At 72.1% G+C, this 21740-nt stretch carries 19 protein-coding genes and 2 riboswitches; of the genes, 4 read left to right on the top strand and 15 right to left on the bottom strand.

The window, feature by feature from the left end; all coding sequences use genetic code 11:
• Positions 1–4 precede the first annotated feature (4 nt).
• Positions 5–1297, bottom strand: coding sequence for a chorismate-binding protein (locus ACIBZJ_RS39750; RefSeq protein WP_395938803.1), 1293 nt, complete (start codon positions 1295–1297; stop codon positions 5–7).
• Between the two features lie 174 nt (positions 1298–1471).
• Between ACIBZJ_RS39750 and ACIBZJ_RS39745 the strand changes: the two genes are divergently transcribed.
• On the top strand, positions 1472–1669 hold the full coding sequence (locus tag ACIBZJ_RS39745; protein ID WP_142709831.1) for a DUF5999 family protein: 198 nt from the start codon (positions 1472–1474) through the stop codon (positions 1667–1669).
• 653 nt (positions 1670–2322) lie between these two features.
• Here the strand turns inward: ACIBZJ_RS39745 and gcvP are convergent.
• From gcvP to ACIBZJ_RS39695, 10 genes are all read right to left on the bottom strand, one after another.
• Entirely contained in the window at positions 2323–5187 is a 2865-nt protein-coding gene (gcvP, locus tag ACIBZJ_RS39740) for an aminomethyl-transferring glycine dehydrogenase (RefSeq protein ID WP_395938802.1), read from the bottom strand.
• Positions 5188–5224: 37 nt separating this feature from the next.
• A riboswitch (glycine riboswitch) is annotated at positions 5225–5329 on the bottom strand.
• A gap of 12 nt (positions 5330–5341) precedes the next feature.
• Positions 5342–5437: riboswitch (glycine riboswitch) on the bottom strand.
• 217 nt (positions 5438–5654) lie between these two features.
• Positions 5655–6293: a MerR family transcriptional regulator gene (locus ACIBZJ_RS39735; RefSeq protein WP_395938801.1), complete on the bottom strand. Its 639-nt coding sequence runs from the start codon at positions 6291–6293 to the stop codon at positions 5655–5657.
• 244 nt (positions 6294–6537) lie between these two features.
• A complete protein-coding gene (locus tag ACIBZJ_RS39730; RefSeq protein WP_142710044.1) occupies positions 6538–7005 on the bottom strand; it encodes a bifunctional nuclease family protein in 468 nt (155 codons plus the stop codon).
• Between the two features lie 125 nt (positions 7006–7130).
• On the bottom strand, positions 7131–7850 hold the full coding sequence (locus tag ACIBZJ_RS39725) for a MerR family transcriptional regulator (protein ID WP_395938800.1): 720 nt from the start codon (positions 7848–7850) through the stop codon (positions 7131–7133).
• Entirely contained in the window at positions 7850–8263 is a 414-nt protein-coding gene (locus ACIBZJ_RS39720) for an FHA domain-containing protein (protein WP_395938845.1), read from the bottom strand. The genes ACIBZJ_RS39725 and ACIBZJ_RS39720 overlap by 1 nt, the downstream gene beginning before the upstream one ends.
• A gap of 265 nt (positions 8264–8528) precedes the next feature.
• Positions 8529–8912, bottom strand: a complete 384-nt coding sequence (gcvH, locus tag ACIBZJ_RS39715; protein ID WP_395938799.1) for a glycine cleavage system protein GcvH — start codon at positions 8910–8912, stop codon at positions 8529–8531.
• A gap of 24 nt (positions 8913–8936) precedes the next feature.
• On the bottom strand, positions 8937–9869 hold the full coding sequence (locus ACIBZJ_RS39710; RefSeq protein ID WP_395938798.1) for a DUF881 domain-containing protein: 933 nt from the start codon (positions 9867–9869) through the stop codon (positions 8937–8939).
• Positions 9866–10198, bottom strand: a complete 333-nt coding sequence (locus ACIBZJ_RS39705; protein WP_395938797.1) for a small basic family protein — start codon at positions 10196–10198, stop codon at positions 9866–9868. The genes ACIBZJ_RS39710 and ACIBZJ_RS39705 overlap by 4 nt, the downstream gene beginning before the upstream one ends.
• On the bottom strand, positions 10195–11250 hold the full coding sequence (locus ACIBZJ_RS39700) for a DUF881 domain-containing protein (RefSeq protein WP_395938796.1): 1056 nt from the start codon (positions 11248–11250) through the stop codon (positions 10195–10197). The genes ACIBZJ_RS39705 and ACIBZJ_RS39700 overlap by 4 nt, the downstream gene beginning before the upstream one ends.
• Positions 11247–11882: a CDP-alcohol phosphatidyltransferase family protein gene (locus ACIBZJ_RS39695; RefSeq protein WP_395938795.1), complete on the bottom strand. Its 636-nt coding sequence runs from the start codon at positions 11880–11882 to the stop codon at positions 11247–11249. The genes ACIBZJ_RS39700 and ACIBZJ_RS39695 overlap by 4 nt, the downstream gene beginning before the upstream one ends.
• A 253-nt stretch (positions 11883–12135) precedes the next feature.
• Between ACIBZJ_RS39695 and ACIBZJ_RS39690 the strand changes: the two genes are divergently transcribed.
• The gene (locus tag ACIBZJ_RS39690; protein WP_395938794.1) at positions 12136–14184 is read left to right on the top strand and encodes a S8 family serine peptidase; all 2049 of its coding nucleotides are present in this window, start codon (positions 12136–12138) and stop codon (positions 14182–14184) included.
• Positions 14185–14243: 59 nt separating this feature from the next.
• On the opposite strand, the gene ACIBZJ_RS39685 is transcribed toward ACIBZJ_RS39690, so the two are convergent.
• The 3 genes from ACIBZJ_RS39685 to ACIBZJ_RS39675 all read right to left on the bottom strand — a co-directional run bounded on the left by ACIBZJ_RS39685 (position 14244) and on the right by ACIBZJ_RS39675 (position 17729).
• Entirely contained in the window at positions 14244–16154 is a 1911-nt protein-coding gene (locus ACIBZJ_RS39685; protein WP_395938793.1) for a glycoside hydrolase family 15 protein, read from the bottom strand.
• Positions 16155–16589: 435 nt separating this feature from the next.
• Positions 16590–16805: a hypothetical protein gene (locus ACIBZJ_RS39680; RefSeq protein ID WP_395938792.1), complete on the bottom strand. Its 216-nt coding sequence runs from the start codon at positions 16803–16805 to the stop codon at positions 16590–16592.
• 204 nt (positions 16806–17009) lie between these two features.
• Positions 17010–17729 carry a vancomycin high temperature exclusion protein gene (locus ACIBZJ_RS39675; protein ID WP_395938791.1) on the bottom strand — a complete coding sequence of 240 codons (720 nt, stop codon included), beginning with the start codon at positions 17727–17729 and terminating at the stop codon, positions 17010–17012.
• A gap of 45 nt (positions 17730–17774) precedes the next feature.
• Between ACIBZJ_RS39675 and malQ the strand changes: the two genes are divergently transcribed.
• Complete coding sequence (gene malQ, locus ACIBZJ_RS39670) at positions 17775–19916, top strand: 4-alpha-glucanotransferase (protein WP_395938790.1); 2142 nt, start codon at positions 17775–17777, stop codon at positions 19914–19916.
• Here the strand turns inward: malQ and ACIBZJ_RS39665 are convergent.
• Complete coding sequence (locus ACIBZJ_RS39665; protein WP_395938789.1) at positions 19826–21187, bottom strand: cytochrome P450; 1362 nt, start codon at positions 21185–21187, stop codon at positions 19826–19828. The genes malQ and ACIBZJ_RS39665 overlap by 91 nt on opposite strands.
• Positions 21188–21300: 113 nt before the next feature.
• Here ACIBZJ_RS39665 and ACIBZJ_RS39660 point away from each other — a divergent pair, with 113 nt between their 5' ends.
• On the top strand, positions 21301–21714 hold the full coding sequence (locus ACIBZJ_RS39660; protein ID WP_395938788.1) for a nitroreductase family deazaflavin-dependent oxidoreductase: 414 nt from the start codon (positions 21301–21303) through the stop codon (positions 21712–21714).
• Positions 21715–21740: the final 26 nt, after the last annotated feature.

Here is a 21740-nt window from a genome sequence, read left to right as displayed (position 1 = left end):
GCATTTATTTACGCTGAGCAACGACCACCGTGGGCGGGTTACCCGTGGTGGAGGCAGCCGTGCCCCGCAGCGCCGCATCCAGCGGCGCCGCCTTGGCCACGGCTTCGGCCACCTCGTCGTCGGCGACGCTCGACCAGGTGATGCCGCCGCCGGCCCAGAGGTGCAGCGTGCCGGTCCGGTCGTCACCGACGGCGGCCACCGTGCGGATCGTCAGGCCCAGCTCGATGCCGCGCGCGGAGACGTAGCCCAGCGCGCCCATGGCCGGCCCGCGTCCGACCGGCTCCAGGGCGGTCAGGACGTCGAGCGCGGCCCGTTTCGGTGCTCCGGTGACCGACGCGCCGGGGCAGACCGCCCGGAGCAGCTCCGCGACGCCCACGTCCGGGCGCAGCGTCGCGCTGACCGTGGATTCGGCCTGCCAGAGCTCGCACCACGGCCGCACCGCGAACAGCTCGTCGACCCGCACCGAGCCGGTCGTCGCGATCCGTCCCAGGTCGTTGCGGGCCAGATCGACGATCATGACGTGCTCGGCCCGCTCCTTCGGCGACGCCAGGAGCGCCGCGTGCCCGGCTCGCGTCCGGGGCGCCGTGCCCTTGATCGGACGCGTGACCACCCGGCCGTCCGTGACGCTCACCAGGCATTCGGGCGAGCCGGTGGCCAGCGCCCAGCCCTCGCCGCGGATCCGGCCGCCCCAGGTCGCGCCGGGCAGGGCCGCCACCGCGGCCAGCGCGGCGTCCGGATCGCCGAGATACGGTGAGGACGCGTGCCCGACGATGTTCACCTGGTACACGTCACCCCGGGCGATCGCCTCGCGGGCCGCCTCGACGGCCGCGCGGTGCTCACCCGGACGCCAGGACGACACCCACGGCCCCAGGCTCCAGCCGGCCGGAGCCCGCGGTCCGGCCGGCGCGGGTGCGGCTTCGTGGAACACGACGACGACGTCGGGGATCTCGGGGGCCGGACTGGGCGGGCCGACCGGTGCGCCGATCATCGCGGCGCCCGCCGCGGCCGAGATGAACAGCGATGCCCCCACCGTTCGGGCGGTACCCGGCTCCTCGGAACGGGGCGCAAGACCTACCTTCTGGAATGGGGTGTTCCTCCCCCGCGTTACCTCATCCGGCATGGCATCGTTAGAGGCATCGGAATGATGCGGATCACAGAGCGATCGCGAGGGCAGGCCGGCGGCCTCCAGCGCGGCTTCGATCAACTCTGCGGGATCTCCACCGTCGGATATCCGCCATTCCAGTCTGTTTCGCTCGCGACAATCCCAACCACCGGGCAGCAACCCAACCGTTTTCATTTCGTTGCCCACAACTCAGCCCAACCGGGTGATGGTTGGGGTTGCGATGAGGGACCATGATGTGAGCGAGAACACAGGTTCGCCGTCGAGCCACCCCGTAACACCCGCAACACCGAAAAACCTGGATAGATCGATATGGCAACGCAACAGTTCACTTTGACCGGAGACCCTTCGATGTGCCCGCATCAGCCGCAGTGCCCTTCCTTCGAAGCCCCTGACCGGGATGCCGCGACGATCCTCGCAGCCCACCCCGTCCAGGGCTGGAGCCTGCTCTGCAACGGCGTCATCGTCTTCGAAGACACCGGCGAACTCCTGCCCGACGGCCGCTGCGTCGACCCCTGCCGTCCCGAGCCGGCCCACGCCGCCGCGTAACGCCGGCCCCGCCCGACCCCGGGTGCCCGCCTGACGGGTTCCCGCCCGGGGCCTCGGCCGACGAGGTTCTTGCCCACGGCCCCACGCACCGGGTACCTGCCCGCGGCTCTGCCCGTGACCCGGGTCGCCCCAGGCCGCACCCAGGACCCCCGCTAAGCGCTGGGCCGGCCCGACTCGCCAGGCCACCCTCACACACGCCGGGCCGCCCCGCGCGGTCGCGCCCCGCTGCGCGTTGGCGCCGTGCTGTGCCGCGGCTTCGCCGCCCATGGCTCGCCGCCATCGCGTGCGTTCGCCGAGTAGCAACTGATCCGACCGTATCCCCCAACACGCCAGGCCCGGGCGTGCCTGGGGCGCCCACCTCGCACGCCTCGAGAGGCGATGGCGCCACGTGCCCCGCGCCGCACGCCCCAAAAGGCGAGGGCCGCCCCCTGCGCGCCGCGCGCCGCGCCCCGCGCCCCGCGCCCCGCGCCCCGCGCCCCGCGCCCCGCGCCCCGCGCCCCGCGCCCCGCGCCCCGCGCCCCGCGCCCCGCGCCCCGCGCCCCGACGATTGGACCACGACCCGACCGAGGGTTGTCGGCTACGCAGGCGGCTGAGGGCCGGCTCTCCGGTGCTCTCGCACCGAAGGGCCGGCCACCACCGCGCGACCGGACCGGTCACACCTCGGCGAAGGCCTCCGGGGCCGGGCAGCTGCACACCAGGTTGCGGTCGCCGTACGCGCCGTCGATGCGGCGGACCGGCGGCCAGTACTTGTCTTCCGTCCGGCCGGCCGGGTACGCCCCCAGCGCCCGGTCGTACGGGTGATCCCACTCCCCCGTGACCATCGCCGCGGTGTGCGGGGCGTTCGCGAGCGGGTTGTCTTCGCGCGGCCAGGTTCCGTCGGCCACCGCCGCGATCTCGGCCCGGATCGCGATCATCGCGTCGCAGAAGCGGTCGAGCTCGGCCAGATCCTCCGACTCGGTCGGCTCCACCATCAGCGTCCCGGCCACCGGGAACGACATCGTCGGGGCGTGGAAGCCGTAGTCGATCAGCCGCTTGGCCACGTCGTCGACGGTCACCCCGGTCGACTTGGTGACGGGACGCAGATCCAGGATGCATTCGTGCGCGACCAGCCCGCCGGCGCCCGAGTACAGCACCGGGAAGTGCTCCCGGAGCCGGACCGCCACGTAGTTCGCCGCGAGCACGGCCGCTCCGGTGGCGGCGGCCAGGCCTTCGGCGCCCATGAGTCGCAGATACACCCACGGCACGGGCAGGATGCCGGCCGAACCCCACGGCGCCGCCGAGACCGGTCCCGGCCCGGTGGCGGGCCCGGCGTCCGGACGCAACGGGTGGTTCGGCAGGTACGGCGCGAGGTGCGAGCGCACCGCGACCGGGCCGATGCCCGGGCCACCGCCGCCGTGCGGGATGCAGAACGTCTTGTGCAGGTTCAGGTGGCTGACGTCCGCCCCGAACTTGCCCGGTTTCGCGAACCCGAGCAGCGCGTTGAGGTTCGCGCCGTCCACGTACACCTGGCCACCGGCGTCGTGCACCAGGCCGCAGACCTCGGTGATCGTCTCCTCGTACACCCCGTGGGTCGACGGGTAGGTCACCATCAACGCGGCGAGGTCGGACGCGTGAGCGGCGACCTGCGCGCGCAGGTCGTCGAGGTCCACGTTCCCGTCGGCGTCGCACGCCACGACCGCTACCCGCAGCCCGGCCATCACCGCGCTGGCCGCGTTCGTGCCGTGCGCCGACGACGGGATCAGGCACACGTCCCGGTGGGCCTCTCCGCGGTCGCGGTGGTACGACCGGATCGCCAGCAGCCCCGCGAACTCACCCTGCGACCCGGCGTTCGGCTGCAGCGAGACCGCGTCGTACCCGGTCACCTCGGCCAGCCACCGCTCGAGGTCTCCGATGAGCGACGCGTACCCGGCCGTCTGCGAGGCCGGCGCGAACGGGTGGATGTTCGCGAACTCCGGCCAGCTGACCGGCTCCATCTCGGTGGTCGCGTTGAGTTTCATCGTGCACGAGCCGAGCGGGATCATGCCCCGGTCCAACGCGTAGTCGCGATCGGACAGCCGTCGCAGGTAGCGCAGCATCGCGGTCTCGGACCGGTGCTCGGAAAAGACCGGGTGCGACAGGAATTCGTCGGTCCGCACCAGCGAGGCCGGAATCGCGTCTCCGGTGGCGACGTCCAGCGCCGGCACGTCCAGCGTGGCCGCGTCCAGGCCGACCGCCGTCCAGACCGCTCGCAGGTGTTCGACGGTCGTGGTCTCGTCACACGCGACGCCCACCGTGTCGTCGTCCACCCGGAGCAGGTTCACTCCCGCGGAGGCGGCCGTGGCCAGCACGTCGTCCGCGCGGCCGGGAACCGAGATCCGCACCGTGTCGAAGAACGTCTCGGTGGAGACGGCCTTTCCCAGCCCCGCGGCCAGCACCGCCGCCATCCGGTGGGTGCGCAGCGCGATCTGGCGCAGTCCTTCCGGGCCGTGCCAGACCGCGTAGGCGCCCGCCATCACCGCGAGCAGCACCTGGGCGGTGCAGATGTTGCTGGTCGCCTTCTCCCGGCGGATGTGCTGCTCCCGGGTCTGCAAGGCGAGCCGGTAGGCGGGCGCTCCGGCCGCGTCCCGCGACACGCCGACCAGGCGCCCCGGCAGCGACCGCGCCAGACCGGTGGAGACCGCCAGGTAACCGGCGTGCGGCCCACCGAACCCGAGCGGCACCCCGAACCGCTGCGCCGAGCCCACCGCGATGTCCGCCCCCAGCGACCCCGGCGACTTGAGCAGACACAACCCCAGCAGGTCAGCCGCGACCGCGACCAACGCACCCCGCGCATGCGCGGACGAGATCAGCGCCGACGGATCCCGCAACTCACCGGAGCTGCCCGGGTACTGCACCAGCAGTCCGAAGAACGGTTCGTCCGGGAGCTCGGACGACACGATCAGCCGGATGCCGAGCGGCTCCGCGCGCGTCCGCAGCACGGCCAGCGTCTGCGGGTGCACGTCCGGGTCGACGACGAACGTGTCCGCGCGCACCTTCTTGGCCGACCGGCGCGCCAGCGTCATCGCCTCGGCGGCCGCGGTCGCCTCGTCCAGCAAGGAGGCGCCGGAGACCGGCAGGCCGGTCAGGTCGCTGACGACGGTCTGGAAATTGAGCAGCGCCTCGAGCCGGCCCTGGGAGATCTCCGGCTGGTAGGGCGTGTAGGCCGTGTACCAGGCCGGGCTCTCCAGGATGTTGCGACGGATCACCGGCGGGGTGATCGTGTCGGAGTAGCCGAGGCCGATCATCTGGGTCATCGGCCGGTTGCGGGCGGCCAGCGTGCGCAGCGCGGCGGTCGCCTCCGGTTCCGAGACGGCGGCCGGCAGGTCGAGGCCTTCGTCCAGCCGGATCGAGGCCGGGATCGCCGCGGCGAGGAGCGCCGAGACGGACGGCTGCCCGATCGCGTCGAGCATCGTGCGCTCGTCCGACGAGGACGGGCCGATGTGACGGCGGGTGAACGGACTCGCCGCGCTCAGGGCAGCGAGCGAGGGGCGGTCGGTCATCAGGAGCTCCGGGGGTGTGGGAACACGGCGAAAACCGGTCTCCCCCTCTGTCATCGATACCTGAGAGCTTCACCCGTGCCGGGGCACGGGCTTGCACCGTCGGTGAGGCGCGGCATCGCGCCTGCTTTCCAGAGTCGTCCGGGCGTACCGACACGCCCACCGCACGGTCCTTGAGCCTGAGAGGTTCCGGGGAGGTTGCTCCTTCGGCGCCCTGGGGCTGGCTGCCCAGGAACTCTCCCGCACGGGTACTGACGTACCCCAAAACTTACCAGCCCGAAGACCCCGAAACATTTCCCGCCAATTGCAAGCCCGCACCCGAGCCCGCAAGTCTCAACCTGAAGCCCTCAAGTCTGAACCTGGAGCGCGCTCAGGGCGGCGCTGCCGATCCGGCGCGGCGACGCCGCGTACGCACCGATACTCAAGTCGTCGCGCCCGCTCGGCAGCGCCGCCCTGAGCGGGCCGCCCACCTACCCGGTGCGGCGGGCTCGGCGTTTGGAGAGTTCGTCGTCGTCCGTGGAGCGGGTCGCCGGGGCCGGGGAGCCGTTGGCGCGCTCTCCGGGCAGTTTCGCGAGCGAGCCCTCGATCTCCCGGAACGCCCCGCCGACCGCGATGCCGAACACGCCCTGGCCGCCCTGCAGCAGATCCACAACTTCTTCCGGCGACGTGCACTCGTACACGGTCGTCCCGTCCGAGAGCAGGGTGATCCGGGCCAGGTCTTCCACGCCCCGCGCACGGAGCTGGTCGACCGCCAGCCGGATGTTCTGCAGCGAGACCCCGGCGTCGAGCAGACGCTTGACGATCTTGAGGACGAGGATGTCGCGGAACGAGTACAGGCGCTGGCTGCCCGAGCCCTGCGCGCCGCGGATGGTCGGCTCGACCAGCCCGGTGCGGGCCCAGTAATCGAGCTGCCGGTAGGTGATGCCGGCCACGTGACAGGCGGTCGGACCGCGATACCCGACGTTCTCGTCCGGACCGCTACTGCTGGGTTCCGGCTCGAACAACACACCCTGCCCCTCGTACGAGGGCGCGGGCTCGAACGGGTAGGGCGCGACCGGCGCCGTCACCGGGAGCCCGGCCTGGCCGGCCGTACCGTCGCGCTTGACCACCGCTGACCTCCGCGCGTGTGCCGATCCACTGTGCCCCCGAGACCTGACGGTAGGAGGGCGGTGAACACCGGTCAACGTCCGACGACGGCGTGTCGCGACCTTCCGGCCCCGCTCAGCGGATTACAGTACCTCGAAACAGGGCATAATGCGCGGAATACTCCACCAGCCTTGTGCACGAACCCATATTTCTCTTACACGGGCTCAGGAGCCCTCCGGGCCGCCCTCGGCGGCCCGGCACGGCGGCTCAGGAGCCGGCGAAGTCTTCCGGCGAGATCGTGTCGAGGAACTCGCGGAACTTCGCGACCTCGTCTTCCTGCTCGTCCGGAATGATGATGCCGGCTTCTTCGAGCACCGCCTCCGCGCACGTGATCGTGACGCCGACCCGCAGCGCCAGCGCGATCGCGTCCGACGGCCGCGAACTCACCCGCACCCCGTCTCCGATCACCAGCTCCGCGTAGAAGACGTTGTCGCGCAGCTCGACGATCTCGACCTTGCGCAGTGGCGCCTCCAGCGCACCCAGGACGTCCCTCAGGAGATCGTGGGTCAGCGGCCGGGTAGGCCGAACCCCTTGCTGCTCGAACGCGATGGCGGTCGCCTCGACCGGCCCGATCCAGATCGGCAGGTAACGATCACCCGCGACCTCCTTGAGCAGGACGATCGGCTGGTTGTTCGGTAGCTCGACCCGCACACCGACGACGTTGAGCTCCTTCACCCGTTCCTCACCCAGCCCTCTGGCCGTTCCCACCACCGCATCCGGCACGCGATTCCGGACCCGGCTTGTCCCTGTCGAACGTACACGTCCCGTCTGTGCCCGGCCCGTCGACCGGTGCCGATCGGTCAGCCTCCGAGCGGCCCCCGGAGGCGGGCCTGGACCAGCGCCGTGTGCAAACGCAGCGACAGCGCGGCGAGCTCACGGACGGTCTCTTCCGCCCTGGCTTTCGCCTCCGGGCCGCGCTGCCGCGCCACCGGTGCGACGACCTGCTCGAACAGGCCCACCTCGCGGTCGGCTGAGGTCTTGTAGCCGCGGAGGTGACGTGGTTCCAGCCCGAATTCGGCCATCCGCGCCACCGTCTCGGCGATCGCCAGCCCGTCGGCGTCGTACCAGCCGGCTCCGCGGGCCGTGATCAACCCGTAGTTCTCGATCTGCTTGAGCTGGGCGTCGGTGATGCCGGTCCGGTCCAGCAGTTCGGACCGGGATAGCCGGACATCAAGCTCAAGTCGGGAGAAATCGCCCGCCGTCGGTAGCGACTCGGCAGCCACCAGCGCACGGTTGTTCTCGTTCTCGCTGGGAGCGCCCCCGCCCATCGACTGGAGGTGCTCCCGGATCACGCGCAGCGGAAGGTACTGATCCCGCTGCGCGGCCAGGACGTACCGCAACCGGGCGACGTCCTCGGACGAGTACTTGCGGTACCCGGCCGGCGTGCGCTCCGGCTCCACGAGTCCTTCGGACTCGAGGAACCGGAGCTTGGAGATCGTGGTGTCCGGGAACTCCGGCCGGAGCTGGGCGAGAACCTCGCCGATGCTCAAAAAGGCCCGGGCGCTCCCGGACGCCGTCACTACGCCACCCCCTCCGAGGCCCGGCGGGGCCCGGAGAGGAAGACCAGCCGGAACTTGCCGACCTGGACCTCGTCGCCGTTGGCGAGCGTGGCCGACTCGACCCGCTCACGGTTGACGTACGTGCCGTTCAGACTGCCGACGTCACGCACGACGAAGACACCGCCCTCGCGGCGGAACTCCGCGTGCCGCCGGGACACCGTCACGTCGTCCAGGAAGATGTCGCTCTCCGGGTGACGACCGGCCGTGGTCACGTCGCTGTCCAGCAGGAACCGGCTACCCGCGTTCGGGCCACGCCGGACGACGAGCAGCGCCGAACCGGGCGGGAGACTCTCCGCGATGCGGGTGCCCTCGGGGTCGCTGCCACCGCCGGCGTCCGACGCCTCGACGACGTCGTCGATCGCGCCCAGGATCATCGTCGAGGTGACGTCCACCTGCTGCTGATCGTCCTCGGAATGACGGCTCACCGCACACCTCCGGCGTCTAGGGCCCGCGGGCACAGCGGAGCGGATGCTGGAGGGGCACCCTTCAAGTTCGATCGCCTCCCAGGCTGAAGTCTTTGTCGCAGAACTGCGGCCCAGTCTGGCAGACCAGGTCACAGCGAGGGGACGACCACCCGCCTCGCGACCGGTGTTCGACCAACGAAGCCTAGTGCAAGCAGCTGAGCAGCCGCCTGGCAGGTCATTCCTTCTCGGTCAGCTCGCGATACTCGTCCGGGCTGAGCAGGCTGTCGAGGACGGCCGGGTCGCCGAGCTCGACCTCGAGCATCCAGCCGCCGCCGTACGGCTCGCCGTTGACGAGCTCGGGCTGGTCGTCCAGCGCCTCGTTCTTCGCGGTCACGGTGCCGGTCACCGGCGCGTACACGTCGGACACGCTCTTCGTCGACTCGACCTCGCCGACGGTCTCGCCGGACGTGATCGTGGCGCCGACGTCGGGGAGTTGCACGAAGACGATGTCGCCGAGCGAATCCTGGGCGTAGTCGGTGATGCCGATCCGGACGGTGCTCCCGCTGGTCGCGCGGATCCATTCGTGCTCGGCCGTGTACCGCAGATCGTCGGGGATCACGACGGTCCTTTCAGTGTCTTGACGTCAATCCACCGGCTCGGCGTACCGCGGCGGCGCCGGCGAGAGCGTCGCACTCACGGAGACCGGATCCGGTGTGGTGATCTGCACCGTACCGGTGGCGTCCTCGACCGAGTCGACGACACCACCGGGTATCACGAGCGCGGCCCGCATCGTCTGCGGCTCGCCGATCGCGAGCAGCGTGTACGGCCCGGACAGACGCTTGTCGCCGACCAGCAGGTCGTCGTCGAGATCGAGGAACGCGGTGGACGCGATGATCCGCACCGTGCCGCCGCTGCTGCCGGAGATCTGCATCGCCTCGGCCCCGGCGCCGCGCAGCTCCTCGACCGCGTCGAGGAGCACGTCGGCGCGCAACGGTCGGCTGCCGCCGCGGAAGACCAGCCGCAGGCCGTCGCCCTCGGCCGGTGCGGTGCCGGCCAGAATGCCGAGCTCGGTCGCCCTCTCCTCCAGGTCTCGCTGCGCGGTCTGGGAGCCCTCGGCCTCGGTGGTGAGGGCTTCCCGCCGTTTCTCCAGGTCGTTGATCTCGATCTGCAGCCGCTGCTCGCGGCTGTCGAGCTCGTCGAGAATGCGGACGAGGTCCTCCTGGCGCGCGCCCGACAGCTCGCCGTTCTGCTGGTTGCGGCGCAGCTGGGCGGCCAGGCTCAGCCCGAGCAGCGCGCACAGTGCGACCGCTGCGGCCTTCATCCACCACTGCCGCCGCGAGGTCTCGGCCGGGTCCCGGTGCGCCGGCGTCGACCCCCCGGCCGGCGGATCCGGCACCGGCGCGGGCACGACGTCGGTACCGGTCGTCGTCCGCCCGGTCTGCGGCTCGGCCGCCGGTTCTGCACCGCTGGGGGACGCGACCGGGAGCGTGATCGCTTCGGTCACGGCCTCGTCCGGTTCGGCCAGGCCGTCCGGGTCCTGCTCGCGCTGGCGAGGCAGGTCGCTCGGCCCGGTCATGCCCTGAAGATGTGACGCCGGATCGCCGCCACGTTCCCGAAGATGCGGACCCCCAGCACCACGACGACGCCGGTCGAGAGCTGACCGCCCACGCCGAGCTTGTCACCGAGGTACACGATCAGCGCCGCGACGAGCACGTTGGAGACGAACGAGACGACGAACACCTTGTCGTCGAAGATCCCGTCCAGCCGGGCGCGGATGCCGCCGAACACCGCGTCCAGCGCGGCCACCACGGCGATCGGCAGGTACGGCTCGAGCCCGGTGGGCACCGCCGGTTTGAACACGAGCCCGACCACGATGCCCACGATCAGTGCCAGTGCGGGGATCAATCGGCACCTCCGGAGGAAGACGAGGACGAGGGAGCCGGCCCAGGAGTGACGGACGGCGAAGGCGATTCTCCCGGCGGCGATTCTCCCGGCGGCGGGGTGGACGCCGCTGCCCCGGTGGACGTCGACGGGCTCGCACCGGGCGCGCCGGACGCCGAGGGCTTCGGTGGCCCGGCCACCCGCAGCTCCGGCTCCGGACCGGCCGGAAGCCGCAGCGAGTCGTCGCGCCGCAGCTCGAAGCCCATCTTGTAGTCCTTGACGTACGTCTGGAACCGCCGCACCGCGGGAGCACGCAGCAGCTGCCGGTACAGGTCGTCGGAGTTGCCGATCGCGGTGATCGTGTAGGGGTTGTCGACCGGCCGGAAGTCGACCAGCACGGCGGATCCGGCCGACCGGATGGCCGAGAGCGCGGTCAGCCGCTGACCGTCGACCGCGACCGCCTCCGCACCGGCCGCCCAGATCGCGTTCGTGAGCCGCTGCAGGTCGCCGTCCTGCACCAGGTACGCCTCGGCGTCCCCGACGGTGGCGCCGGTCACCGGGTCGCGCGGCGGGTCGCCGTCGGACACCTGCAGGACGATGCCGGGCCCCTTCACCGGCCCGAGCCCGGTCAGCGCTTCGGCGTCCCGGACCCGGCGGGTCAGCGCCCGGCCCGACGAGCTGTCGGAGACCGCGGAGTCCTGCGCGGCCGCGACCTGTTCGCGACGCTTGTCGGCGGTCCGCTGCAGGTCGTCGGTGTGGTTCTGGGCGCGGCGGATCTCGGCGCTCAGCGCGTCCCTGGTCACCGCGGCCGCGGGCGCGGTGGCGACGGTCTCCCGGTAGGCGATGGCCAGGATGATGCCGATCGCGGCCGCGCAGGCCACGGTGAGCACCCCGCGGGTACGGGTGGCCAGCCCCGAGGGCGGTTCCCCGATCTCCCGGCGCCGCGCGGCCGCCGCGTACCCGGGGTCGAGGTGGTTGTTCATCAGGTCGGCCAGCATCGTCAGCCCTGGCGACGGCGGCGCTCCCTTGCCGAACAGGCGGAAGCCGCTTTCGGGCTCCCTGGGTGGCGTCGTCACCCGGCGGCCTCCGCCGGGTCGCGCCGCGCGAGCCGGACGAGCTGACCGGTCTGGAAGACGTAGAGCACCGCGGCCCACCAGTAGAGCCCGACACCCCAGATCGCGAACGCCCAGCCGATCGGCATCGACACCGTGCCGACGATCCCGTCCTGACCGCCGAGCAGCAGCAGCGGGAACGCGTAGAGCAGGTTGAACGTCGCGGCCTTGCCCACGTAGTGCACCGGCAGCGCCTCGTAGCCGTAGCGGCGCAGCACGAGCAGCGCGATCCAGAGCACGCCGTCACGGACGATCAGGGCCAGCGCCAGCCACCACGGGATGATGTCGCGGATCGCGAACGTGAGGACCGTGGTGAACACGTAGAGCCGGTCGGCGAGCGGGTCGAGCAGCTGCCCGATGCGACTGACCTGGCCCCAGGCCCGGGCCAGCGCGCCGTCGAGCCAGTCCGAGAAACCGCTGACCACCAGTACCAGCAGGGCCAGCAGGTCGGCGTGCAGCACGAGCACGAGGTAGATGAACACCGGCACGCCCAGCAGGCGCAGCGCGCTCAGCGCGTTGGGCACGGTGAGGACCCGCGCGGTCACCGCGGGTTCGGAGACCGCGGGTTCCGCCGCCACGTCTGACGTCTCGGGCACGACCCCAGCCTCCCCTCCGCTGCCTGACCACCCGGTGCTTCCGTACCCGCCCATGCTGCCATCCCGGCGCGCCCCCGGGGCGACCGCTACGGCGGGGGTGGCCGGTGCCACTGCGTCGGGTGCGGGCCGGTAGCACTCCGGTTCCGGCTCCGGCGCAGCCCGCGCGCACGGCTCAGACCGCTCCGACCTGCGTCGACTGACGAACGAAGCCCACTCGGACGTGGGTCAGCAGTCGTCATCGAGGAGCCGATCCGTGCCCGGACCGAACCGCCGCATACGCCTGAACTCTCCCCGCAGCGCGCGGTTCACCGCCGGGGTCGCCGGACTGACCCTGGTCGCCGGCACGGTCGCCGGGGCCACCCTCCTGGCCGCGGGTCCCTCCCTCGCGGTCGCCTCCGGCACCGGCACCGGCTCCACCGTGACGACGATCACCCCGGCCACCGCGGTCTCCCCCACCCTCCAGGGGGCCGCGGGCACGGCCGGTACCACCGCCGCGGGCACCACCGCCGCGACCGGCACCGGCACCGGCACCGGCACCGGCACCGGCACCGGCACCGGCAGCACGGTCACCGGCGCGAGCGGATCGGTCCATCGTTGGGCCACGAAGACCGCGAGCGTCACGGCCGACCCGGCCCGCATCGTCGCGGGCATCCGCGCGCACCAGCCCGTCCGCATCGTCAGCGTCCGTACGGTCGACGGGCGGCCGAGCGTCAGCACGGTGGCGGTGACCGGCCGCGCACCGGCGACGGAGGCAGTGGCGGCGGCCCAGCGCGACGCGGCGACCGTCTCGGTCGGGGTCGACGCCGTGGTGCACCTGACCGACACCACGGTCTCGGCCGCGGCCACCAACGACGCGCTGCGGTCCCGGCAGTGGGCGCTGACCACGCTCGAGGCGGAAACGGCCTGGACGACGTCGACCGGCAACGCCGTCACGGTCGCGGTGGTCGACACCGGTGTGCAGGCGTCGCACCCCGACCTGGCCGGACAGGTCCTCAAGGGGAGCGATCTGGTCGGCGACAAGCCGTCGAGCACCGACGGCAGCAACGACGAGAACGGCCACGGTACACACGTCGCCGGCATCATCGCGGCGGTCGCGAACAACAAGATCGGCATCGCGGGCCTCGCGCCGAAGGCGAAGATCCTCCCGATCCGGGTCCTCGACGGCGACGGGCTCGGCTACGACTCGGACATGGCCAAGGGCATCATCCAGGCCGTCGACAAGGGCGCGAAGATCATCAACCTCTCGGTCGGCGGCACCGAGGCCGGTGCGACCTCCTCGGCCGTGAAGTACGCGCTGAGCAAGAACGTCACGGTGGTCGCCGCGGCCGGCAACGAGCGCCAGGACGGCAACGCGACCAGCTACCCGGCCGCCGACGCCGGCGTGATCGGGGTGGCCGCGACCGACTCCACGAACGAGGACGCGACCTTCTCCAACACCGGCAGCTACGTCGACGTGGCCGCGCCCGGCGTCGCCATCGTCTCGACGTACACCGGGAGCCAGTACGCGTCGATGTCCGGCACCTCGATGGCGACGCCGTACGTGGCCGCGGCGGCCGCGCTGCTCAAGTCCGTGACGCCGAGCCTGACCCCGGCGCAGATCTCCGGCGTACTGGAGGCCACCGCGACCGACCTGGGCACCGCCGGGCGCGACGACGCCACCGGCTACGGCCTGATCAGCCCGTACGCGGCGCTGTGCACCCAGGTGAACTGCGGCCCGGCGACGCCGGCTCCCCCGACCACCGACCCCGCCCCGGCGCAGGCGACGACCGCGTTCCGGCTCACCAGCGGTGCCGGCGGCCCGATCGTCGCGGGGGCCACGGTGACGGTTCGCGCGGCGCTCACCGACGCGTCCACCGGCACCGCGCTCGGCGGCACCCCGGCCCAGGTCTGCGTCCGCACGCTGCCGGCGTCCACGGCCCGCTGCGTGTCGGCCACGACCGGAACGGACGGCACGGTCTCCTGGACCGGAACCCCGGCCGGCACCACCTGGGTGTACTTCGCCCACCGCGCGGACGCGACGACGTCGGCGTCCCGCACCGCGACCGCGGCCTACGTGGCCACCGCCCGGACCACGCTGCGCCCCGGCCGGGGGACGCTGGCCGCGACCGTGACGCCGGCCACCCGCCAGGCGGTGACGCTCGACCGCTGGACCGGCAAGTCCTGGACGAAGGTCACGGCCAAGACGTCCGCGGCGAACGGCACCGCGACGTTCACGAAGCTCAAGGCCGGAACCTACCGCCTCCGAGTAGCCGCCGGCCCGTCCACCGCCGCGTCGACCAGCGCCCCCGCCCGAGTCAGCTGACCAGCCTGCAGCACCACCACTTGCACTGACCTGGAGCCCGCCCAGGGCGAGCCGCCCCCTTAGTTCCCGTGTTCGGCGCGGATGACGTGCATTACCGCGTTGATGAGCGCCAGGTGCGTGAAGGCTTGGGGGAAGTTGCCCAGGTGCTTGCCCGAGTACGGGTCGAGCTCCTCGGCGTACAACCCCAGCGGGCTCGCGAACGACAGCAGCTTCCCGCACAGCTGCCGGGCCCGGTCCAGCTCCCCGATCTCGGCCAGCGCCGACACCAGCCAGAACGAGCAGATCGCGAACGTGCCCTCTTCGCCCCGCAGCCCGTCGTCCGTCTCCTCGGTCTTGTACCGCAGCACCAGCCCCTCGACCGTCAGCTCGTCCGCGATCGCGAGCACCGTCGACTTGATCCGCGGGTCGTCCGGCGACAGGAACCGCACCAGCGGCAGCAGCAACGCCGACGCGTCCAGCGCCTCGGTGTCGTAGTGCTGCGTGAACGCCCCGCGCGAGTCGACGCCCCGCTCGCACACGTCCGCGTGGATCTCGTCGGCGATCTTCTGCCAGTCGTCGGCGAGCCGGTAGTCCTGCCGCAGCCGCGCGAGCCGCGCGCCCCGGTCGAGAGCCACCCAGCACATCACCTTCGAGGACGTGAAGTGCTTCGGCTCCCCGCGGACCTCCCAGATGCCCCGGTCGGGCTCGCGCCAGTGCTCGATCGCCTTCTCGACCTGCCGCCGCATGATCTTCCAGGTGCGGTCGTCGAGCCGGTCGCGAGAGCGGGTGTGCAGGTACATCGAGTCGAGCACGGCGCCCCAGACGTCGTGCTGCTCCTGGTCGAACGCGCCGTTGCCGATGCGCACCGGGCGGGCACCGTCGTACCCGGACAGGTGGTCGAGCACCTTCTCGGTGAGCACCCCCTCTCCGTCGACCCCGTACATGACCTGCAGGTCACCCTGCGACGCCACGTCGGCGACGAAGTTGAAGAAGTCGTCGGCCTCCCAGTCGAACCCGAGCGTGTAGAGCCCCCAGAGCGCGAACGTCGAGTCGCGGATCCAGCTGTACCGGTAGTCCCAGTTCCGCTCGCCCTGCGGCGTCTCCGGCAGCGACGTCGTGGCCGCGGCCACCAGCGCGCCGCTGGAGGCGTAGGTCAGGCCCTTGAGCGTCAGCGCACTGCGCTGCAGATGCCCGCGCCACGGGTGGTCGGGGAACGAGCCCCGGGCCAGCCAGTGCTGCCAGTGGTGCGCGGTCCAGGTCTGCCGGGCGTTCGCGTCCGCGTAGTCGAACGGCGGCTCCACCGACGCCCACGACAGCGCGACGAACCGCTCGTCACCCTCCTTGAGCAACGTCCGGGAGGTGGCCCGGCCACCCTCGAAGCCGATCCGCATGTCGGTGGTCAGCCGCAGCTTCGGCCCACTGTCTTCACCGTTGGCGCTGGTCGCCAGGCCCTGGTGGTACCCACGGTCGGTGTAGGACCAGCGGGCCTGGTACTGGCCGTAGTCGAACATCGGCTCGCAGTCCATCACGACCTGGACCTCACCCTTCACGCACCGCACGGTCCGCAGCAGCGTGTGCTGGGCGTCGTAGTCGGTGGGGGCGCGCCGCTGGGTGGGCGAGAACGCCTGGTTGTGGTGCCACGGCCCGATCAGGAGCGTGTCGCGCACGATCAGCCAGCCGCCCGAGGACTCCCAGGACGTCTCCAGCACCATCGTGCCGGGCAGGTACCGGCGGTCGACCGGCACCATGTTGTCGGCCGGCCCGAGCCGGAAGCCACCGGCGTCCCGGTCGAGGATGGCGCCGAACACGCTCGGTGAGTCGAGCCGGGGCAGGCAGAGCCATTCGACGTTGCCGCTCGGCGCCACCAGCGCCATCACTTCGCAGTCGGAGAGGAAGCCGTAGTCCGCGATCGGCGGGAACGGCGAGCGGGACGCCAGCGCGTCCGCCGACACCGGGACGCGGATCCGGTCGAACCCGCCCCCGCTGATCATCGAACAACCCACTTGCTAGGGGGCCTTTGCGGCCCGCGGTGCACACGATTCGTCATCGGCGCCGCACCTCCTCGTCCTCGAGGCCGTCACGCGGCCATACGCTGTTCCGGCGGGGGCAGATTCCCCCCACGTTGCTCACCGTCCATGACGGTCGCATCTCGCCGCGGTGACCAGTGTGTAGCACCTCCGGAGGCCGCCGGACCAATCCCGGGTTGAGGGCCGTTCGCCGCGAGGACACACCGCGTTCACCTTCGGATCGACATCCTCCTCGCGCATCGACACGGTCCGTACGTACGGCTTCTGAATCCATCCGGAAAACCCCGGAAAGTGCACACCGTACCTCCGGTGGACGGACACCCACCGTCACCGGTTCGAGAAAAGCACGAAGCCCCGTACGCCTGTGCGTACGGGGCCGGGCTACGACCGGGGAGGGAGTCAGGCAGCCAGCGTCTGGATCGCCCACTGCATCCGGGCGACCGCCACCTCGGGATGCTCGCCGAACTCGGCGGCCAGCCGGAGCGCGCAGCCGTCGGCTCCTCCGCAGGTGAGCAACGCGGCCGCGATCGCGGCCTGGACCTGCTCGATCGTCGGCAGTTCGGAGGGCTGCAGGGCGCTCACGAAGAGTGCCTCGGCGTCGATGATGGTGGTCATTGGCCTGATCCCTTCTGACGTTCCCCGGTCGTAGCTCTCTGGTGTTCTTAGGTTGCGCCCAGGGAGCAATTCCCACGATCGGCCGTTGGACAGTTCATCTGTCAACTCCCGAACAGTAGGGAATACGCCGTTCGGAGGAGGCCCGGGTGCAATTCGCGCCGACGCATTTGGCAGCTGCCATCGGCGGGGTAGGGTGCGGCCGAATCAGCTGGTCACGGCCTTCTTCACCGACGGGTCGGGCGGGGAACTGACCACCGGCGGCCGGTTGCGGGCGGCGTCGACGACCGCCTTGAAGTCCGCCGGAATTTCCCGGAACCGGTTGCGCCAGAGCGTCGTCTCCCGGCAGTCCTCGCACCGGCCCGCGACCCCGTCCGCGTCGATGCCGACGTGCCGGCACAGCGCGACCGCCCGCGGTAGGTGGAACTCCTGGCTCACCAGCAGGGCGCGGCGCACGCCGTACACCCGGTAGGCCCGCGCGCAGGTGTCGTAGGTGTCGAGCCCGGAGGGGTCGGTGACCAGCTTCGCCGCCGGGAGGCCCCGGGCGGTCAGGTAACGCGCCATCGCCGCGGTCTCGTTGCCGGACGTTCCGCTGCCGTCGCCGGACACCAGCACGGCCTTCACGGTCCCGGCCCGGTACAGCTCGGCCGCGGTGTCCAGGCGACCGGCCAGGAACGGCTTCGGCGTGCCGTCCGGCCGCAGTTGCGCGCCGAAGACGATCGCGACCGGTGCTTCGGGCGCCTCGGCCACGCTCGCGTACCGGTGCCCCGCCGAGGCGGTCCAGGTCCAGGCGGCGGACCCGGCGAACACCAGCACGCCCAGCGTCACCAGCCCGGCCACCGTCCAGATCACCCGGCGACGCACCTGCCGGGCGCGCCCGGCAGCCGCGAGATCCTCAGCCGACGACACGTCGGTCACGTTCCCCATGGCTTCAGCGAATCAGGCATACGCAAGTGGGTAGGTTCTTCGCTCGTGACCATTGATCCGGAGCTCGCCGCACTCGCCGCGGCGCATGGGGTTGCCACCGAGTACGTCGGCTCGACCGGACGTCCGCAGACCGTGACCCGTGAGACCGTGGCCGCCGTCCTCGGCGCGCTCGGCGTCGCGGCCGGCACCCCCTCCGAGGTCTCCGCCTCGCTCGCCGAGGCCGAGCTGACCCCGTGGCGGCGGCTGCTGCCCCCCACCGTCGTGGTGACCGCCGGTGCACCGGCGAGCGTCCTGGTCCACGGTCCGTCCGGTGTGGTCCCCACCGTGGTCGTCCACCCCGAGTCGGGCCCGGCCCTTCCGACGACCGCTGCCGACGCCGGGCAGGTGCGCACCGTGGGCGGGGTGCTGCGCGAGGCCCGCACCGTGAGCTTGCCTCCCCTCGAACCCGGCTGGCACCGGCTGGAGGCCACCGCGGGCAGCGAGCACGCCGACGCGGTGCTGATCGCCGCGCCCGCGCAGGTGCCCTACCCGCCCGGAGAGGCCCGCGTCTGGGGCTGGATGCTGCAGCTCTACGCGCTGCGCGGGGACGACTCGTGGGGCATCGGCGACTACGGCGACCTGCGCGACCTGGTCCGGTGGAGCGGCGAGCTCGGCGCGGGCGCGGTGGTCTGCAACCCGCTGCACGCGCCCACGCCGGTGCTGCCGCTGGAGAACTCGCCGTACTACCCGTCGAGCCGCCGGTTCCGCAGCCCGCTCTACCTGCGGGTGACCGACCTGCCGGAGTACCGGGCCGCGACGCCGGAACTGCGTCTCGCGGTCGACGACCTGCGTCCGGAGGCTCCGGCCGACCGGATCGTCCGCGACCCGGTGTGGCAGGCCAAGCTGGCCGCGCTGGAGATGCTGTTCCCGCTGGCCGCGACCGGCACGCGGGCGTCCGCGCTGGCCGCGTACCGCCAGGAGCAGGGTGACGGGCTGACCGACTTCGCGACGTTCTGCGCGCTCGCCGAGGAGCACGGCGTGCCGTGGCAGGCCTGGCCCGACGAGCTGCGGCACCCCGGCTCGGACGCGGTCACCGCGAGGAGGGCCCGGCTGGCGCACCGGATCGACTTCCACGCCTGGCTGCAGTTCCTCTGCGACGAGCAGCTCGCGGCGGTGGGTGCGGCCGCCGCCGAGGCCGGGATGCCGGTCGGGGTCGTGCACGACCTCGCGGTCGGCGTGGACCCGGGCGGCGCGGACGCCTGGGGCCTGCAGGACGTGCTGGCGACCGCGGCGACGGTCGGGGCACCGCCGGACTCGTTCAACCAGCAGGGGCAGAACTGGGGCTTGCCGCCGTGGAACCCCGGGCGGCTCGCGGATTCGGGGTACGCGCCGTACCGGGACATGCTCCGGGCGGCGCTGCGCTCGGCGGGCGGCGTGCGGATCGACCACGTGCTCGGGCTGTTCCGGCTCTGGTGGGTCCCGGTGGGCTCCTCGGCCGCCGACGGCACCTACGTCCGGTACGACGCCGACGCGTTCCTCGGGGTGCTGGCTCTGGAGGCCTACCGGGCCGGCGCGCTGGTGGTCGGCGAGGACCTCGGGACGGTCGAGCCGCACGTGGCGATCACGCTGGCGGCCCGCAACGTGCTCGGCAGCAACGTGCTCTGGTTCGAACGCGACGACCCCGACCCGGCGGTGGACGCCCCGGGCGAGCTGCCCGAGCGTCCCCGGCCGCCGGCGTCCTGGCGGGAGGGTGCGGCCGCGAGCGTCACGACGCACGACCTGCCGACCGCGGCCGGGTTCCTCACCGGCGAGCACGTCCGGGTGCGGGCCGAACTCGGCGTACTGGGGCGGCCGGTGGCCGAGGAAGCGACCGCGGCCGCCGCGGAACGGGCCGCCCTGCTGACGCTCGCGCACGCCGAGGGCCTGGTGTCCTCCCCCGACGCCACCGGCGAGGAGGCGATCCTGGGCCTGCACGCGCTGCTGACCCGCACACCCGCCCGGATCGTCCTTGCCTCCCCGAGCGACGCCGTGGGCGACGTCCGCCAGCCGAACCTGCCGGGGACGATGGACGAGTACCCCAACTGGCGCCTACCGCTCGCGGTGCCCGACGGGGACGGTCACCGCCCGGTGTCGCTGGAGGAGTTCACGGCGTCGGAGCGGGTCCGCCGGTTCGTCGACGTGGTGAACCGCACCGGGATCGACGAGTAGCCGCGGAGCACCCGGGTCTCCCGATGTCTCGGGGTGCCGTCGAGGGTGAGACCGGGGAACCGCTCGAAGAGCCGTCGCAGACCGATCTCGCCCTCGAGCCGGGCCAGCGACGCACCGATGCAGTAGTGGGCGCCGCTGGAGAACGCGAGGTGCTCTTTGGCGTTGGCCCGCCGGACGTCGAACCGGTTCGGGTCGTCGAACACGGCGGGATCGCGGTTCGCCCCGGCGATCATCGCGGTCACGAACGCGCCTGCGGGAACGCGGACCCCGCAGATCTCGGTGGGCTTCACGGAGCGCCGGCTCGTGGCCTGGACCGGCGACTCGTACCGCAGCACCTCCTCGACCGCGTTGCCCCAGAGCGACGGGTCGGCGTCGAGCTCCGCGCGCTGCTCGGGATGGCGCAACAGCAGCACCGCGCCGGTGCCGAGCAGGTTCACGGTCGTCTCGAAGCCGGCCGCGAGCAGCAGCCCGGAGATCGCCAGCAGCTCCCGGTTGGTGAGCTTGCCGCTCTCGTCGTCGAGGTGGACGAGCCGGCTGACGATGTCGTCGCCCGGCTCGCGGCGCAACCGGTCGAAGTGCGCGTACATCCAGTCCGACATCTTCTCGAGCGCTTCCTCGGACCGGAGGAACTGCCGGTAGCTCAGGCCGACGTCGAGGACCGGGGCCGCCATCGTGCCCCAGGTGAGGAACTGGCGCCGCATCTCCAGCGGCACGCCGAGGATCTCCGCGATGACCGTGACCGGCAGCAGGCTCGCGTACTCCGCGACCAGGTCGAGCGGCTCCCCGGCGGGCTCGGCCGCCATCGCGTCGAGGAGTTCGTCGGCGCGCTGCTCGACCCGGGCCCGCAGGGCCTCGACCGCCTTCGCGGTGAAGACCCGGCTGACCAGCCGGCGGTACCGGGTGTGGTCGGGCGGGTTCGTGACCAGCAACGACGGCGGGTCGATCGGGCCGACGATCCGCTCGTCGGCAGCGACCCGGGTGAGCACGTGCCGGGCCAGGAACGGCATCGTCTCGGGGTCGAATCCGACCGCGAACGCGTCGCTGCGCAGCACCTGGGTGACCGCGTCGTGGCTCACCGCCTGGGTCATCAGCCGGCCCCGGACGAGCGGGCCCTTCGCGCGGATCGCGTCGTAGGTCGGGTAGGGGTTCCGGCGGGCTTCCGGGTCGGTCAGGATGTGGGCCTGCAGGTCGCCGTTCTTCGCCGCGCGTCTGATCACGACTCTCGCGACGCCGTGCTGGCCCATCCACCGGATCCAGGCTTTGACCGGCACACCGCCCACCCCCGTCGATCGTCCCGACTAGTTTGCCCGGATCCTGACGGACGGTGTCAGGTAAACGGGTAACAGTGGCACATGCGCACAATGAGGCTCAGGAGGTCTTCTTCATGACGATGCCCGGCGATGTCGGTGCCTACAACAGACAACTGATCGCGCAGTTCCGCGAGACCGGCGGCGAGGCGGTGAAAGATCGTCCGCTCCTGCTGCTGACGACGACCGGCGCGCGGTCGGGGAAGCCGCACACCGCGCCGGTGATGTACGTCCGCGACGATTCGCGGCTCATGGTGGTGGCCTCCAACGCCGGCGCCGCGGTGCATCCGGCGTGGTTCCACAACCTGGTCGCGCATCCGGAGGTGACCGTCGAACTGCCGGGAGACACGTTCACGGCGACCGCGGTGGTGCCGGCCGGCGCGGAGCGGGACGTGCTGTTCGACTCGGTCTCGGCCCGGTACCCGTTCTTCGTCGACCACCAGGCCAAGACCGACCGCAAGATCCCGGTCGTCATCCTCGAACGGACGTGACCGCTCCCCTCCGGGCCCGCGCGGCA

Origin of the sequence: Cryptosporangium sp. NPDC051539 (genome assembly GCF_044454545.1) — a bacterium.
In the GTDB taxonomy this organism is placed as follows: domain Bacteria; phylum Actinomycetota; class Actinomycetes; order Mycobacteriales; family Cryptosporangiaceae; genus Cryptosporangium.
This window is presented reverse-complemented; position numbering and strand designations above follow the sequence as displayed.